Origin of the sequence: Umezawaea endophytica, from assembly GCF_025061645.1 — a bacterium.
Classification (GTDB): domain Bacteria; phylum Actinomycetota; class Actinomycetes; order Mycobacteriales; family Pseudonocardiaceae; genus Umezawaea; species Umezawaea endophytica.
The window spans coordinates 238,657-253,823 of sequence record NZ_JANYMP010000009.1 but is presented as its reverse complement, the minus strand read 5'-3'; the positions used below and the strand labels follow the sequence as shown (position 1 = coordinate 253,823).

12 protein-coding genes are annotated in these 15,167 nt (G+C 68.0%); 6 read left to right on the top strand and 6 right to left on the bottom strand.

Going from position 1 to position 15,167, the window contains the following annotated elements; translation table 11 throughout:
• Window positions 1-284 precede the first annotated feature (284 nt).
• Window positions 285-572 carry an Rv0250c family protein gene (locus NZH93_RS20990; RefSeq protein ID WP_259624847.1) on the top strand — a complete coding sequence of 96 codons (288 nt, stop codon included), beginning with the start codon at window positions 285-287 and terminating at the stop codon, window positions 570-572.
• Window positions 573-1,184: 612 nt separating this feature from the next.
• Here the strand turns inward: NZH93_RS20990 and NZH93_RS20985 are convergent.
• Window positions 1,185-3,986: a helix-turn-helix transcriptional regulator gene (locus NZH93_RS20985; RefSeq protein WP_259624846.1), complete on the bottom strand. Its 2,802-nt coding sequence runs from the start codon at window positions 3,984-3,986 to the stop codon at window positions 1,185-1,187.
• A 743-nt stretch (window positions 3,987-4,729) separates the two neighbouring features.
• Here NZH93_RS20985 and NZH93_RS20980 point away from each other — a divergent pair.
• Window positions 4,730-5,503, top strand: coding sequence for a carbon-nitrogen hydrolase family protein (locus NZH93_RS20980; protein ID WP_259624845.1), 774 nt, complete (start codon window positions 4,730-4,732; stop codon window positions 5,501-5,503).
• Window positions 5,504-5,562: 59 nt separating this feature from the next.
• A complete protein-coding gene (locus tag NZH93_RS20975; RefSeq protein ID WP_259624844.1) occupies window positions 5,563-7,254 on the top strand; it encodes a flavin monoamine oxidase family protein in 1,692 nt (563 codons plus the stop codon).
• Between the two features lie 190 nt (window positions 7,255-7,444).
• Here the strand turns inward: NZH93_RS20975 and NZH93_RS20970 are convergent, their stop codons facing one another.
• From NZH93_RS20970 to NZH93_RS20955, 4 genes are all read right to left on the bottom strand, one after another.
• On the bottom strand, window positions 7,445-8,905 hold the full coding sequence (locus NZH93_RS20970) for a UbiD family decarboxylase (RefSeq protein WP_259624843.1): 1,461 nt from the start codon (window positions 8,903-8,905) through the stop codon (window positions 7,445-7,447).
• Window positions 8,889-9,527 carry a UbiX family flavin prenyltransferase gene (locus tag NZH93_RS20965; protein WP_308214218.1) on the bottom strand — a complete coding sequence of 213 codons (639 nt, stop codon included), beginning with the start codon at window positions 9,525-9,527 and terminating at the stop codon, window positions 8,889-8,891. Before NZH93_RS20965 ends, NZH93_RS20970 begins: the two co-directional genes overlap by 17 nt.
• 6 nt (window positions 9,528-9,533) lie before the next feature.
• Complete coding sequence (locus tag NZH93_RS20960; RefSeq protein ID WP_259624842.1) at window positions 9,534-10,580, bottom strand: ABC transporter permease; 1,047 nt, start codon at window positions 10,578-10,580, stop codon at window positions 9,534-9,536.
• A gap of 73 nt (window positions 10,581-10,653) precedes the next feature.
• Window positions 10,654-11,565: an ABC transporter ATP-binding protein gene (locus NZH93_RS20955; RefSeq protein WP_259624841.1), complete on the bottom strand. Its 912-nt coding sequence runs from the start codon at window positions 11,563-11,565 to the stop codon at window positions 10,654-10,656.
• Between the two features lie 157 nt (window positions 11,566-11,722).
• Between NZH93_RS20955 and NZH93_RS20950 the strand changes: the two genes are divergently transcribed.
• Both NZH93_RS20950 and NZH93_RS20945 read left to right on the top strand, forming a co-directional pair.
• Window positions 11,723-12,541: a siderophore-interacting protein gene (locus tag NZH93_RS20950; RefSeq protein WP_259624840.1), complete on the top strand. Its 819-nt coding sequence runs from the start codon at window positions 11,723-11,725 to the stop codon at window positions 12,539-12,541.
• A 572-nt stretch (window positions 12,542-13,113) separates the two neighbouring features.
• Window positions 13,114-13,593 carry a MarR family winged helix-turn-helix transcriptional regulator gene (locus NZH93_RS20945; protein WP_259624839.1) on the top strand — a complete coding sequence of 160 codons (480 nt, stop codon included), beginning with the start codon at window positions 13,114-13,116 and terminating at the stop codon, window positions 13,591-13,593.
• 59 nt (window positions 13,594-13,652) lie between these two features.
• On the opposite strand, the gene NZH93_RS20940 is transcribed toward NZH93_RS20945, so the two are convergent.
• Window positions 13,653-14,009 (bottom strand): histone-like nucleoid-structuring protein Lsr2, encoded by a 357-nt coding sequence (locus tag NZH93_RS20940; protein ID WP_259624838.1) that lies wholly within the window; start codon window positions 14,007-14,009, stop codon window positions 13,653-13,655.
• A gap of 784 nt (window positions 14,010-14,793) precedes the next feature.
• Between NZH93_RS20940 and NZH93_RS20935 the strand changes: the two genes are divergently transcribed.
• Window positions 14,794-15,141 carry a hypothetical protein gene (locus NZH93_RS20935; protein WP_259624837.1) on the top strand — a complete coding sequence of 116 codons (348 nt, stop codon included), beginning with the start codon at window positions 14,794-14,796 and terminating at the stop codon, window positions 15,139-15,141.
• The last annotated feature ends 26 nt before the right edge of the window (window positions 15,142-15,167 follow it).

Below are 15,167 nucleotides of genomic sequence, written 5' to 3'. Positions count from 1 at the left end.
CGCAGACAGAATGTGCGACCGTTGCTCATCGTTTCCCCAGCAGCAGAAGGCAGAAACCCCTACCGTCCCCCTAACAGCCCCTTGCGTTCCAGCCGACTATTGCCATCACCAAAACTCCTCGGTCTACTCTTCGAGAACCCGATCCGAGGCAGCCCAACGAGTTCCGCAGCCTCGACAGCCACGTAGGGGCAGGATTAGGGGTTGTCGTCCAGATCACACCTGCCTAGGGTGAGCATTCCGGAGGACACAGTCGAACCAGCCTTTGCGCCATCAGGAGGTACACCGTGCCGAACAGTGAGATCACCGATGTACAGCGCATCGTCACCGTACTCCGCCGCAAAGTAGCGTCCCTGCGCTTCCACTTCGGCGACGTACCAGACGTACGCAGGCTGCTGAACGACGTGGAACGCCTGGACATCGACATCACCGAACTACACGGAAACACCTCCCGCCCCCGCCGCACACAAACGCTGGCAGACGTGGTGATGATCCCAGACGCACCGTACAACCCAGAACTCTGGCAAGGAGCAGACGACGAAGGCGTAGGCGGCTACCGCCGCCAAACCGGCTGACACCTACCAAGAAAAACCCCGAATGCCCTGTCTGCGCGGCACCGCAGACAGGGCATTCGGCCGTATAAAGCAACACCACCCGACCCAGCCCCATCAACCTGGCCCTACGCACCAGTCCCACCCATCTCACCCGCTCAACCTGGCCCTACGAGACCGGTCCCCCCACGAAACCCGGCCCGTAATGCAACCCGCGCCGCTTCGCCCCGAGACCTTCCGCACGCAATCAAATCAAACCCCACCTCCCCCGGCGGCCCGCTTCTTCTCGCACGTCGTGCCGCGTTTTCTTTGTCAAGGCATCTTTCCCGCCTTGACAAAGAAAACGCGGCATCGAGATAATCTCGGAAGCGGGGTGTCGGGGGAGCACCACCTCAGGCGTACCCGTGGGCCACGACGGCCGCAAGCTGGGTTTCCATCTCCCAGCGCAGGCAGGTTCCGTACCGAAGTCCCATCGGCGATGTGGCCGATGCGTAGACGGCGTCCCGCTCCGTAACCGGCGGGCAACAAAGATCAAAGACCAAACACCAAAAACCCCTTGGCCCAAGCCAAGGGGAAACCCACCCATCCACCCACCCGTCCCCGGATTCGCGCGGCCAAGCCGCGCGGATCCGGGGATCAGGCGATAGAAGCCGCGTCACTCCAAAGATCCGCAGGCAGATCCTTCCGCTGAGTAACATTCAACTTCCGATAAGCCTTGGTCAAATGCTGCTCAACAGTACTAATCGTCACATACAGCTTGTTGGCGATCTCCCGATTCGTATGCCCAAGCGCCGCCAACCCAGCAACCCGACGCTCCGCATCCGACAACGTAGCCGCCCCACACTCAGCCGCGGACTCCGACGTAGTAGACGTGGCACTCCCCCGACTCTGATCAGGGATCAACTGCGCGCACAACGGCTCCGCCTGGCAGTCCTTCGCCACCCTCCAAGCCCTCCGAACCATCATCCGAGCCCGATCCGGCTCCCCCAACTGGTGATGTGTGTGACTGAGATCGGCCAGCACCCGAGCCACCTCCAACTGCCCGCCAGCGGCCTGGACCTCGTCCAGCGCGCCGTGCAGGAGCTGCGAGCGCTGCCGCAGGTCCAGAGTCGCCGCCTTCACCCGCATGGCCATCCCACGCGACAACGACGGCCCCATGACGGGAAGCGCCAACTGCTGGTCGACCAGTTCACGGGCCTTCGCCTGGTTCCCCAGCCGCAGGTAGACCTCGGCCGCGCCGGTCCTCCAGGGCAACAACCCCGGCGAGTCCAGCTTCCACTTGACCATGAGTTCGCCGCAGGACAGGAAGTCGCCGAGCGCTGCCGGGAGTTGGCGGGTGGCCAGGTGGTGCTGGCCCTTCGCGTACAGGTAGTGCAGGCCGTACCGGCCGCGGTAGATGTGCTGCGGAACGCGCTGCGCCAGGGCTTCCGCCGCCTCGTCGAACTTGCCCATGGCGGTGGTGGCCTGGAGCAGCGTGCCGAGCACCATGCCCGCGCTGGCGCCCCACGTGCGCGGGTCGACCTTCTCCAGGGCGAACCTGGCGTGCTGGCGCGCGGTGCCCAGGTCGCCCATGCGCAGCGCGACCTCGGCGCGGATCATGGCCAGTTCACCCAGCCAGCCGGGAGGGCTGGAGGACTCGTGCCTGCTGGTCATCAGCGTGTCGCACCAGGACTTCACGCTGTCGAGCTTCTCCAGGTACAGCAGGGTCCGCAGGGCGGCGCTGACCTCCTCGGTCGGCTCCTCGATGAGGTTCACGCTCTGCAGCACGCGTTCCGCGGTCATCACGGCGCTGTCGTCGAAGTCGCCGCCGATGACGCGCGTGAGCACGGTGGCCGCCTGGACGCGCATGCCCATGTCGACCGAGACCTGGTCGGTGTCCTGCTGGACCGGCGGGAGGTTGCTGACCAGTTCGGGGTAGGAACCGGCCGCCCACATGCGGGTGATCTTGATCTCGGCCTTGCTGTGCTCGTCCAGCTCGTCCATGCGGGCGACCAGCCGCGCGAGGCCTTCGGTGACGTCGTCGACGCGGCCGTGCACGACGAGGAAGCGGACGAACCAGAGGAGGCCGCGGCCGAGGAGCTTGCCCTCGCGCATCGCCTCGCCGAGCGTCGGGACGTGCTGGAGCGCGGACGCGGGGCTGAGGCGGAGCTTGAGGCGCACGAGCATCATGACCAGCTCGATGGGCGTCTCCTCCTCGCGGTCCTGGATGGCCAGTTCGAGGTACTCGACGGCTTCCTCGACCTGGTCGTCGAGCAGGGCCGACTCGGCGGCTTCGCGCAGCAGCGGCAGCGCCCACTCGGGGCACGCGGTGCCCGCGGCGACGAGGTGGTTCGCGACCACGCGCGGCTCGGCGCCGTCCTGGGCGAGCAGCCACGCGGCCCGCAGGTGCAGGTCGGGCAGGTCGGCGTTGGCGAGCGCGTCGTCGATGACGGCTTCGCGGATGGCGGGGTGGCGGTAGGTGTCGCCGCGCAGCAGGCCCATCACGACGAGGCTCTCGACGTCCTTGGCCGCGGTCTTGGGGCAGCGCTCCATCATGCGGCCGAACAGCTTCGGCCGGTCCGAGTCGCCGCCGAGGACGGCGAGCGCGTAGGCGGCTTCGCGGATGGCGGGGTCGCCGCGGTGCAGGCAGCTCATGACCGCCTCGGCGAACCCTTCGCCCACAACGGGTTCCGCGGGCGCGCCGTCGCCGTGGCGCAGGCGCTGCTGGTCTTCGAGCAGCGCGCGCACGAGCAGCGGGTTGCCGCCGGTCACCTCGTAGTACTGCGCTCCGAACGCCTCCGCGATGCGCGGGTCCAGTTCGGAGGCGACCATCTCGCCGACGCCCGCGGCCGAGAGGAGCGTGAGCCGGATGCTGTGGCAGTGCGGGTGGCGGAGGAACTCGGTGTGGAACAGCGAGCGCGGTTCGCGGGAACCGACGCACTCGGTGAACACCACCGCGACGCTCGCCGAGCGGAGCCTGCCGAGCACGTGCCGCAGGGTCTCCTTGGAGAGGTCGTCCATGTTCTGGACGTCGTCCACGACGATGACGATCGGCCGCTGCTCGGCGATGTTCAGCAGCGCCGCGCCGAGCTGGTGCAGCACGTGCCCGCGCTTGGTCTCCGCGCCGTCCACCCCGCCCTCGGCGGTCCTCAGAGGACTCGAAGCCTCGTCCAGCAGCCCCTCCAGGTACGCCGCCCGGTCGCCCGAGCAGAATTCGAGGGGGATGTTGCGCTGGAGTTGGCTGAGCACGCCCAGTGGCAGGGAGCGCTCTCCCGTGGTGCAGGTGGCGTTGAGGAGCAGGGCGCCGGAACGCTGCACCTCTTCCCCGAAGGCGTGGAGCAGCGCGGTCTTCCCGGTGGCTCTGGCACCGGTGATCATGGCCACGCCGGACCGGCCTCGGAGGCAGTCCTCCAGCACGTGCTGGAGGGTGGCCAGTTCTCTAGTCCGTTCGACCAACATCTAAGACCGCGTTCCTTTCCCGGTGTGGTCACCTGTCCCGCCCATACGTACCCGCGGTGAACAAACAGTGGCCAACTCAAGTCGGGTTGTCCCACCAGGCTGTCCTGGTAACACACAACGACAGTATCAGGACAATTAGAAGCTTGTCGATAACGTCTCGGGAAACCGTTGAGTAACCCGGACCATGCGCAACACGGGTGTTACCGAGTTCGCGCACTACATCCCACAACATCCGCGCGCCATCGTGAGAATTGTATGAATACACCGATCCATAAGACCCTACTTCCGTAGGGTTGCGATCGACTCGCATCGACGATCAAACACCCTCGCCAACTCTGAAACCGCAGGTCAGGCGCCACACAAAACCTGTAAGTTATTCATGAATCGCTCTCACCAGGGCACGCCCAGTTGAGACGGGGGCAATGATTACTGCCCTTTCGCACATCCGGCGCAACTTCCTGGACCACCGAACTTGTTTAGCCTGGCAAAACATCAACGCTGGCTCCTTACCTGCGAGGACATTGCTACCAGTCCAGATAAGGGGCCTCAAGCCCCCTAGGGGCGCACAGGGGCACGACAGGGGTTGCCGCGCCACAAGTGCACTACATAGCTTCGGTGCACTCCGTGTTTCTGCGAATCGAACAATAATGCCGTTTCATAATGACGTTATCACTCCGGTCAAAACCGGGCGCCTCCACAACCCCGCCGAAGGAGAACGACCGGCGGAGTAAGGACCCACGAGCATGAGGATCGCTTGCTGGCAGACCGTCGCGGGCGGAGAGCCGCCGCGGACGCGGCTCAGAGCCGCGGCGCGGAACGCCGCCGAAGCCGGTGCCCAGTTGCTGATCACACCCGAGATCTCCCTCACCGGCTACCACCTCGGCCCGCGGCGACTCCGTGACCTGGCCGAACCCGACGACGGCCCGATGTGCGACGAGGCGGCGGCCATCGCGGCCGAGACCGGCGTGGCCATCGTCTTCGGCTGGCCCGAGGCCGACGGCGGCAACGTCTACAACACGGTCCGCCTGGTCGACGGCGGCGGGAACGCCCTGGCCACCTACCGCAAGACGCACCTGTTCGGCGACATCGACCGGGCGATCTTCCGCCCCGGTGACGTCGGGGTCGTCCAGGCCGAGCTCGACGGCTTCACCGTCGGGATGCTCATCTGCTACGACGTCGAGTTCCCGGAATCGGTGCGGGCCCACGCGGTGGCGGGCACCCAGTTGCTGGTCGTCCCGACGGCGCTGATGAAGCCGTGGGACATCGTGGCCAGGACGCTCGTCCACTCGCGGGCGCTGGAGAGCCAGCTCTACATCGCCTACGTGAACTGGGCAGGCTCCGAGCGCGAACTGGAGTACTGCGGTCTCACCCGCGTGGTGGGCCCGTCCGGCCACGCGCTGCACGAGGACGTCCACGGCGAACAGCTCGTCGTGGCGGACCTGGACGCCACCCGGATCACGAAGGCCAAGCAGGTCAACGACTACTTGGCGGACCGACGTCCCGAGCTCTTCCCCTGACCCCCTTCCGCCACGCCCGCCGGACGGCGGGTCACCACCGTCACACGGGGGTAGCGCACATGGACCACACCAGCCCGATCGACCACGACGACCTGAACGGCCTGCGTGCCCCGGTCACGATGTTCGGCCCGGACTTCCCGTTCGCCTACGACGAGTGGCTGCGCCACCCGGCGGGCCTCGGCTCGGTGCCCGCGTCGGCGCACGGCACCGAGGTCGCCGTCATCGGCGGCGGCATCGCGGGCCTGGTCACGGCCTACGAGCTGATGAAGCTCGGGCTGCGACCGGTGCTGTACGAGGCCGAGCAGCTCGGCGGCCGGATGCGGTCGGTCCCGTTCCGGGAGCACCCGGAGTCGGTCGCGGAGATGGGCGCCATGCGCTTCCCCGTCGCGGCAACCACGCTGTTCCACTACATCGACAAGGTCGGCCTGAAGACCACGCCGTTCCCGAACCCGTTGTCCACCAACACACCCAGCACGGTCGTCGACCTCAAGGGCGTGAGCCACTTCGCCCACACGATGGCCGAGCTGCCGGTGATCTACCAGCAGGTGGCCGACGCGTGGGACAAGGCGCTCCAGGAGACCGCGGAGCTGTCCGCCATGGAGGACGCCGTCCGCCGACGTGACGTCGAGACCATCAAGGCCATCTGGAACCGCCTGGTCCCGCGCCTCGACGACGTGTCGTTCTACGGCTTCCTCACCGCGTCGCCCGCGTTCGCCTCGTTCCAGCACCGCGAGATCTTCGGCCAGGTCGGCTTCGGCACGGGCGGCTGGGACACCGACTTCCCCAACTCCATGCTGGAGATCCTGCGCGTCGTCTACAACGGGGCCGACGTCGACCAGCAGCGCATCACCGGCGGGAGCCAGCAGCTCCCGACGAGGCTGTGGACGCACGAGCCGGAGTTCCTCGACCACTGGCCGGAGGGCACGACGCTCGCGTCGCTGCACGCGGGCGGGGTGCCGAAGACCGCGGTGAAGTGGATGCGCCGGACCGCGCAGGGCATCACCGTCGAGGACGCCGAGCACGGCATCCGCACCTACCCCGCCGCGGTGTTCACCGCGCAGAGCTGGGCGCTGCTGACCAAGGTCAAGTGCGACGAGTCGCTGCTCCCCCAGGCGCTGTGGACCGCGGTGGAGCGCACGCACTACATGGGTTCGTCGAAGCTGTTCGTGGTGACGGACCGACCGTTCTGGCTCGACGTCGACCCGAGCACCGGCAGGCACGTCATGAGCATGACGCTCACCGACCGGATGCCGCGCGGCGTCTACCTGTTCGACGACGGCCCGGACAAGCCCGGCGTGATGTGCCTGTCGTACACGTGGAACGACGACTCGCTGAAGCTCGCCACCCTCACCCTGGAGGAGCGCCTGGAGGTCGTCCTCGGCTCGCTGGCCGAGATCTACCCCGGCGTGGACATCCGCACGCACATCATCGGCGACCCGGTCACCATCACCTGGGAGACCGAGCCGCACTTCATGGGCGCGTTCAAGTCGAACCTGCCCGGCCACTACCGCTACCAGCGCAAGCTCTACACGCACTTCATGCAGGACGACCTGACCGACGCCCAGCGCGGGCTGTTCCTCGCGGGCGACGACATCTCCTGGTGCGGCGGCTTCGCCGAAGGAGCCGTCACCACCGCGCTCAACGCGGTGTGGGGCGTCCTGCACCACCTCGGCGGCCGCACTCATCGCGGCAACCCCGGCCCCGGAGACGTCTTCAGCGAGATCGCCCCCTTGGAGCTGCCAGAGTTCTGATGTGACTTCGGTCGCCATCAACACCCTGTCGGCGGAGCCCCCGTGTCGCAACGCGATCCGGGGGCTCCGCCGCGAACTGTGCACGGTTGTACACGGTGCGATTCCCTTTTCCCCCGGCCCCAGGACGCCGAGGAGGGCCCGTCCGGAGCAATGACTCCGGGCGGGCCCTTCCGGTGCGGCAGAGGGGCGCTCAGGCCCAGTTCTCGATGACCTTCCGCTGCAACTCCTCCGGGTAGGACGCCGCGAACGACGTGTGCGCCATCCGCTCGCCGATCGGGGCCAACAGGCCGTCGAACACGACCCTGGGGCCCCAGCCGCGCTTGTACTCGATGTCGGTGTGGCTGACGAACAGCGGCAGGATGACGCTGTCCATCTGCACCCGCTTGGAGACCGGGTGGATGCGCGTCGCGATGGCCCAGGTGACCTCGGCGAGGTCGGTCGGGTCGATGTCGTCGTCGAGCAGGAAGATCTGCGGGAAGTACAGGCCCGCCTTGTTCCAGAACAGCGTCTGCCCGATGTACTGGGCGAGGGTGTCGCTGGTCGTGTCCGGGTCCATCATCTCGCGCCAGTTGGGCGGCACGGTCACCACGAGCCACATGCCCGCGGAGTCCATCGGCGACCACACCGTGCTGACCGGCAGCTTGACCTCGCGCAGCCGCGCCAGGCACTGGCTGGCGGCGCCGACGCAGGTGACCGTGTGGTACTCGTCCGGCGGGCGCCCCTCGGCGACCAGCGGCCAGATCGGGTCGTTGCGGTGGGTGATGGCCTCCACGTGGAAGGTGGGCTGCTTGCTGGTCTCCATCGGGTGGTAGCCGGCGGCCTCGCCGAACGGGCCCTCGACCGCGTCGCGCTCGATGGACACGTGGCCCTCGATCACGACCTCGGCCGTGGCGGGCACGAGCAGGTCGACGGTCTTGGCCTTGACCAGCTCGATCGGCTCGCCGACCAGCGCGCCGAGGAACCCGGCGTCGTAGGCGCCGTCGGGCAGCGGGAAGCCCGCCACGTACGGGACACCCGGCTCCGCGCCCTGCACCAGCGCGTAGGGCATCGGCTTGCCGATCTCCACCCACTGGTTCCAGACGTGCCCGATGTGCTGGCCGTCGGCGACCAGGCCGGTCATGCGCTTGCCGTCGATCTTCATCACCCGCGCGATGGACCAGTTGGTCCACTCGCCGTCGGGGGTCTGCACGATCAGCGCGCCCCACGTGTTGGCGTACCGGCCGCCGTCCTTCTCGTGCACGATCGGGATCGGGAACGAGTCGAGCGTGGCGTCGTCGCCGAGCAGGACGTTCTCCTGGCACGGTCCGCTCTCCACCACGACGGGCGGGATCGGCTCGCGGGTCTGGGCGTCCGCGAGCGCGTCGACGATCTGCAAGCCCGTGCTGTCCGGTTGCAGGCCGAGCGACAGGGCGATGCGCGCGTAGGGCATGTCCTCGCGCGAGGACATGGCCGCGGGCGCGCCGAGTATCCGGAAGCCCGGTCGGGCGCCGCGGATGTTGGTGAACAGCGGCGCCGGGGAGCGGACCTCGTAGCTCCGCCTGGTGATCGCGGCGGTCTCCATGTCGCCGTCGACCTCGCGGTCGACCACCACCAGGTCGTCCAGGTCCCGCAGCGCGTCGAGGTACCCGCGCAGATCAGTGAAGTGCTTCATCGCCGTTGTCCTTCCGGTGCTGGCGTGCAGACTTCCCGCCGTCCCACCGCGTCGTGAGGTCGTTGTCCACACCGAACTGGTCGAGCACGCGACTGGTCACGTGGTCGACGATGTCCGGGACACCCTTGGGGTGGTTGTAGAACGCGGGCATGGGCGGCAGCATCACGACGCCCATCCTGGCCAGCCCCAACATGTTCTCCAGGTGGATCTCGCTCAGCGGCGTCTCCCTCGGCACGAGCACCAGCTTGCGGTGCTCCTTGAGGGTCACGTCCGCGGCGCGCGCGATCAGCCCCTCGCCGTACCCGACCCTGATCGCCGCCAGGGTCTTCATGCTGCACGGGGCCACGACCATCCCGTCCGTCCGGAAGGAACCGCTGGAGATCGCCGCCGCCTGGTCGTGCGACCCGTAGACGTGGTCCGCCAGGGATTGGACCTGGCGGACCGTGTAGTCGGTCTCCATCTCGATCGTGGCGCGTGCCCACTTGCTCAGCACCAGGTGCGTCTCCACCCCGACGGCGCTGAGCGTTTCCAGGATCCGGATGCCGATCGCGGCACCGGTGGCGCCGGTCATGCCGACGACGACGCGCCTCGGCATCCGGATCCCGTCAGCGAACGCCCGCACCCGCGCTCACTTGTCCTCCCAGCGGAAGAACACCGCCGCGAGCGTGCTGATGACCAGCGTGAAACCGATGAGGACCGAGCCGGGCACGATCAGGGCCTCCAAGCCCTTGCCCCGCACCAGGACGTCGAGCATGCCCTCGTTCATGTGCCGCAGCGGCAGCGCGTTGGTGATCAGCTTGACCCAGTCCGGTGCCTTGTCGATCGGGAAGAAGCTCCCCGCCAGCAACGCCATCGGGAGCACGGCGAGGTTCGCCGCGCCGGTGACCGAGTCCTCGGTCCGGCAGACCGCCCCGAGCAGCATGCCCACCGAGAAGAAGGCCAGCGTCCCGAGGATCAGCAAGGGGATCGCGAGCCACCACTGGTTGGAGAGCTGGAGGCCGAACACCGGGAGGGTCGCCACCGCGACGAACAGGGCCGCCTGCAGCAGCGCGATCACGATCGCGAGCAGCAGCCTGGACGAGAGCACCGAGCCGCGGCCGATGGGGGCGAGCTGGATGCGCCGCAGGACCTGCTTGCGGCGCCACGCCACCAGGGTCAGCGCGGAGCTGAACACCGCGGCGGTGGACACGCCCCACGACAGGATGCCGGGGGTGAGGTACTGGATCGGCTCGAAAGCCGTTTCCTCGATGGGTTTCTGCCGCACCGCGAACTTCGGCGGGGTGGTGCCCGCGCCCAGGTTCGCGCTGGCGACCGCGTCGGAGATCTTGGCCAGCGCGGGCCCGGTCTCGGCGCGGTCGCCGTTGGCGTAGCGCACGTCGATCGAGTCGCCCTGCGACACGACGATCGCGGCCACGTTGCCGTCGCGCAGGCTGTTGATGGCGGTGGTGGAGTCCTTGAACTCCTGGAGGTTCACGCCCTCGGAGTTCTTCAGCGCGGCCACGACGCGGCTGTCGCCGACCACGGCGATCTCCACCTCGGACCCCAGCTTCACACCTGAAAGCAGGGAGAACACGATGAGGAACATCAGGGGGAACATGAAGGTGAAGAAGAGTGCGGCCTTGTCCCGGTAAGAGGCCTTGAACATGGCCAAAGACAGGCTGGAAAACGCTCTCATGTCGCCGTCTCCGCTCGAAGTGCTGACGACGCAGGGGGCTCGAACACCGGTGCGACGCCAGTTGGTTGGTGGGTCACTCGCGGTACGCGCGACCGGTGAGGTGCAGGAACACGTCCTCCAGGGTGGCCGTGCGGACCTGCGCCTTGTTCAACGCGTCGAGCTCCCCCAACGCCTTGATCGTGAGACCGGCGTCGTTGGTCGCGATGATGATGGAGACGCCGTCGTCCACGACGTTGTCGGCGCCGGGCAGCGTGCGGGCCACGTCGGCCGTCACCGTGCCGTGCTCGACGATGACCTGGGTCTGGGCGTCGAGCTTGCGGACCAGCCACGCGGGCGGGCCCATCGCCATGATCCGTCCCTTGTCGACGATCGCCACCCGGTCGCAGAGGATCTCGGCCTCGTCGAGGTGGTGGGTGGTGTAGACGATCGTCTTGCCGCGCGCCTGGATGGCCCGCAGCACGTCCCAGAGGTTGCGGCGGGCCTGGGGGTCCAGCGCCGCGGTCGGTTCGTCCAGGAACACGATCTCCGGGTCGTGCGCCAGCGCGCACGCGATGGAGAGGCGCTGCCGCTGCCCACCCGAGAGGTCCACGTCCTGCACGTCGGCCTTGTCCGTGAGGCCGACCAGTTCGAGCATGTCGACGGCCGCCGACCGGCTCACGCCGTAGAGCGACCCGAACGTCTGCAACTGCTCCTTCGACGTCAGCCGCTCGAAGAACGACGACGCCTGGAGTTGGACGCCCAGTTTGGGCAGTAGCTTGGGATTCCGTGGCCATGGGCTCTCGCCGAGGATCCGCACCGAACCGGAGTCCGGTTTGCGCAGTCCCTCCACGATCTCCAGGGTGGTGCTCTTCCCTGCCCCGTTGGGGCCGAGAAGACCGAAGAACTCTCCTTCCGCGACGGTGAACGACACACCGTCGACGGCACGCAAGTCGCCGTAGGACTTGCGAATGTCGCTCACGACGATCGCGGGCCCGTCTGCTGTCATGGCTCAAAACGCTAGGGCTGGATCGGTTTCGCGACGATGGCCGAAGCCGTTTCTAGGGGACCCCTAGCACATCTTCAGGGGGAGCGTGCTACGCCACACGGGCTCCACCCGCCTGGTTAGGCTAACCTAAACGGATGAACCACTTCCGGGAGGTTTGATGAGCAACGCCCCTGCGAACGACGCCCCCGAACGCGCCCGCCGCTCGGTCATCACGCTCAGCGTGCTGCGCACCGAGCGAGTCACCCCGCACATGATCCGCGTCGTCGCGGGCGGTCCCGGCCTGGCGGACTTCGTCCCCAACGACCGGACCGACGCGTACGTGAAGGTGCTGTTCCCGATACCGGGTGTCGAGTACCCGGAACCGCTCGACATGCAGGCGGTCCGCCGTGACTTCCCGCGCACCGAGTGGCCCGTCGTGAGGACCTACACGGTCCGCTCGTTCGACCCCGCAGCCGGGGAACTGGCGATCGACTTCGTGCACCACGGCGACGTCGGCGTGGCGGGCCCGTGGGCCGCGTCCGTTCAGCCGGGGCAGACGTTCTCGCTGCTCGGGCCGGGCGGGGGCTACGCGCCGTCGGCCTCGGCCGGGTGGCACCTGCTCCTCGGCGACGAGGCGGCGCTGCCCGCCATCGGGGCCGCGCTGGAGCGGCTGCCCGCCGGGGCGCGGGCTCGGGTCGTGATCGAGGTGGCCGGCGTCGACGAGGAGCAGAAGTTCGACAGCCCCGGCGTCGTCGAGCTGGTCTGGGTGCACCGGGACACCGGCGGGTCGCTGGTCGACGTCGTGCGGGAGATGGAGTTCTCCGGGCAGGACGTGCAGGCGTTCGTGCACGGCGAGGCCGCGATGGTGAAGGAGTTGCGGGCGGTGATGGCCGAGCGCGGGGTGACCAAGGACCGGCTGTCGATCTCCGGCTATTGGCGGCGGGGGTTGAGCGAGGACGGGTTCCGCGAGGTGAAGGCCGCCGAATCCGGGGGCTGAGACGACCCCGTTCGTCGTCACGCCCGCCCGTTTCGGAATATCGGAGGGCGTGACGCCGGACCGCGCGCCCGTCTCCGGCGCTTTGAGCCCGCGGTGTGACCGATTCGCCGGAAGCAGGGGAATTCGGCTCTTCGCGTTCACCCGGACGCCGCCCGTTCCGCGAGTGCGCGGCCCCGAATCCCCGGCGTGGCGCTCTTCTCGCGCCGACGGCGGACGGAGGGGGTCACGTTGCGGCACTCGGGCCTATTTTTTCCCACCCGCGCGTCGGGCCCGCGACCACGTCGGGGCGTGCCAGCGGTTCTCCGCGGAGACCGCCGGGCGCACCACCGGTTCCGTCCGCGGGCCCGCTCACCAGCGATCTCCCGCTCTCGCGGTGAGTCGATTCCCTGCAGGCGGCACCTCGCGGATCGGCTATTGCTCCCGGAATGTGCGCCACCTGGTTGCCCGACGTGTCGGGCAACCGCGGCGTGAGTTCGGGGCAGTGGGTGCCCGGCGGCGGGTTCTCGTCGGTTCGGCCTATTTTCCGGCGCAAATCTGGATGATGCGTCAACCTGCGCGTAGTATGTTCTTTCGTGAGCGATGATCCGTGGCTGAGTGCGCACGAGCAGCGAGCCTGGCGCAGCTTCCTCGCGATGCAGAGGCAACTGAGCACGCACCTGTACCGACACCTGCAACGCGAGTTCGGGCTGTCCGGGTCCGACTACGAGATCCTGGTGAACCTGTCCGAAGCGCCGACCGGGCGCATGCGGGCGTTCGAACTGGGCGAGGCGACCGACTGGGAGAAGAGTCGGATGTCGCACCACCTGACCCGGATGGCTCAGCGGGGGCTGGTGCGGCGGGAGCCGTGCGCCGAGGACACGCGGTACGCGGACATCGTGCTGACGGACGAGGGGCGCGCGGCCATCGCCGAGGCGGCCCCCTACCACGCGGCGAACGTGCGGGCCTGGTTCATCGACGCCGTCGGGAAGGAGCGCCTCGAGGTGCTGGAGGACGCGAGCGAGGCCGTGCTGGTGGCGCTGGCCGAGCACGACGCGCGGGCAGAGCACGGCTGACGCGCGAGAACCCCCGGACCTCAACGGTTCCAGGGGTTCTCGCGGTCGAGATCAACGGCTCAGCGGTGAGCGGACTCGAAGGCGTCGACCACGCTCGCCGGGATGCGACCGCGGTCCGCGAGCTCGTGCCCGTTGGCCTTGGCCCAGTCGCGGATGGCCCGCGTCTGCTCCTTGCTCCGCCCCTCTCCGGCGGGCTTGCCCCCCACGACCGCGGCCGTGCCGCGCTTCGCGCGACCACCGGTGCGCCGTGCGGCGGCCACGAAACTGGCCAGACCATCGCGCAGCTTCGCGCCGTTGGCCTCATTCAGATCGATCTCGTAGGTAACACCATCCAGTGAAAACTGCACCGTGGAAATGTCTTCACTGCTCGTGCCGTCCAGGTCGTCGATCAGCTGGACGAGAACCTTCTGGGCCATGGGTCGAACCTCACAACGAGTCGAACGGGCGGAATGTCACGACAATACCAAACCAAACGCAGTTAATAGTCGGCTTGCGGAAAAAAGTCAACGACCGCACCACTCGGGGTTTCGCGCCCCGCCAAACGTCACCCGTTCGAGGGCAGCCGTTATCAGGGTCGCCCGCCCGGCGCTACCGCTGCGCGCCACTCGGGACGCAGGCACCCGTCGCAGCAAGGCGCGCCGGGGGTCGGAGTGGACCACTCCCGGCCCAATCCGCAAATCGCCACCGACTGGCAAGACGCGCCGAGTTCACGTACCTGAACATACGACAGCGCACCGGGAGAACAGCGATCCGGTATTCGCCGATCACCATCCGGCGCTCACGACTCCAGGCCAAAACCTCTCCCGCCGCCTATCGAAGACACCATCCCGACGGCCTTGCCGGGTTCCGCCCAGCGCTTTGATTCGCCCCGACCACTGCCCGGCGAAACTATTTCGCCGAGGTAACGGTCGTCGTCGTTCCGGCAGCGGACGACCACCCCACGAGCCCCTCCCACCCCCGCAAGGACGGCGATGACGCCGTCACGCCCACGTGCGCACAGCCCCGTACACCAGCGACGCGGCCCTTTCCGACATCGCCGCCACCCCGCCCGCCACGGCTCACTCCGGACATCGACCACAGCGCCTTCACGCCCGCGACCGATTCGTGATCTGCGGGTTATCCACGCGGTTATCCCCACTTCACCACGACCACCGTGATTTCCCGGCGGGGAATTGAACAACCGGGCGGCCGATCGCCGAGGTGGAGCACCCGCTCACGACGACATCCCATTCCTTTTGCGGAACCACCCGCTCGCGTTCCGGCCCGAACACCGACATCTCGGCTCATCTCGTCATCCCACTCCGACCACACCCGGTCCGCTCCGCGGAGGCCTACACCTTCGGGTCGGCCACGGGGTCCGCGCACGGTGGCTCGAAGGGTCACAACGGCGGCGGCCAGAACATCCGCGTCGCATATTTCCCAGCGATCGACTACCCGCTGCGCACGGTTGGTGGCGCAAACGTTCGCACCGGGATCGGCGGCATCGCGAGCACCACCGAACAGGCCGCCGGCGCGGGCTCGAGGCCCGTGTTCACGATCAAGGACTGAACATCCGCGCCGGGTAGGGCAGAGTG

Excerpts from the sequence above, each read along its gene's own strand:
- NZH93_RS20985 (WP_259624846.1), bottom strand. The coding sequence starts at position 3,986 with ATGTTGGTCGAACGGACTAGAGAACTGGCCACCCTCCAGCACGTGCTG.
- NZH93_RS20980 (WP_259624845.1), top strand. The coding sequence starts at position 4,730 with ATGAGGATCGCTTGCTGGCAGACCGTCGCGGGCGGAGAGCCGCCGCGG.
- NZH93_RS20975 (WP_259624844.1), top strand. The coding sequence starts at position 5,563 with ATGGACCACACCAGCCCGATCGACCACGACGACCTGAACGGCCTGCGT.
- NZH93_RS20970 (WP_259624843.1), bottom strand. The coding sequence starts at position 8,905 with ATGAAGCACTTCACTGATCTGCGCGGGTACCTCGACGCGCTGCGGGAC.
- NZH93_RS20960 (WP_259624842.1), bottom strand. The coding sequence starts at position 10,580 with ATGAGAGCGTTTTCCAGCCTGTCTTTGGCCATGTTCAAGGCCTCTTAC.
- NZH93_RS20955 (WP_259624841.1), bottom strand. The coding sequence starts at position 11,565 with ATGACAGCAGACGGGCCCGCGATCGTCGTGAGCGACATTCGCAAGTCC.
- NZH93_RS20950 (WP_259624840.1), top strand. The coding sequence starts at position 11,723 with ATGAGCAACGCCCCTGCGAACGACGCCCCCGAACGCGCCCGCCGCTCG.
- NZH93_RS20940 (WP_259624838.1), bottom strand. The coding sequence starts at position 14,009 with ATGGCCCAGAAGGTTCTCGTCCAGCTGATCGACGACCTGGACGGCACG.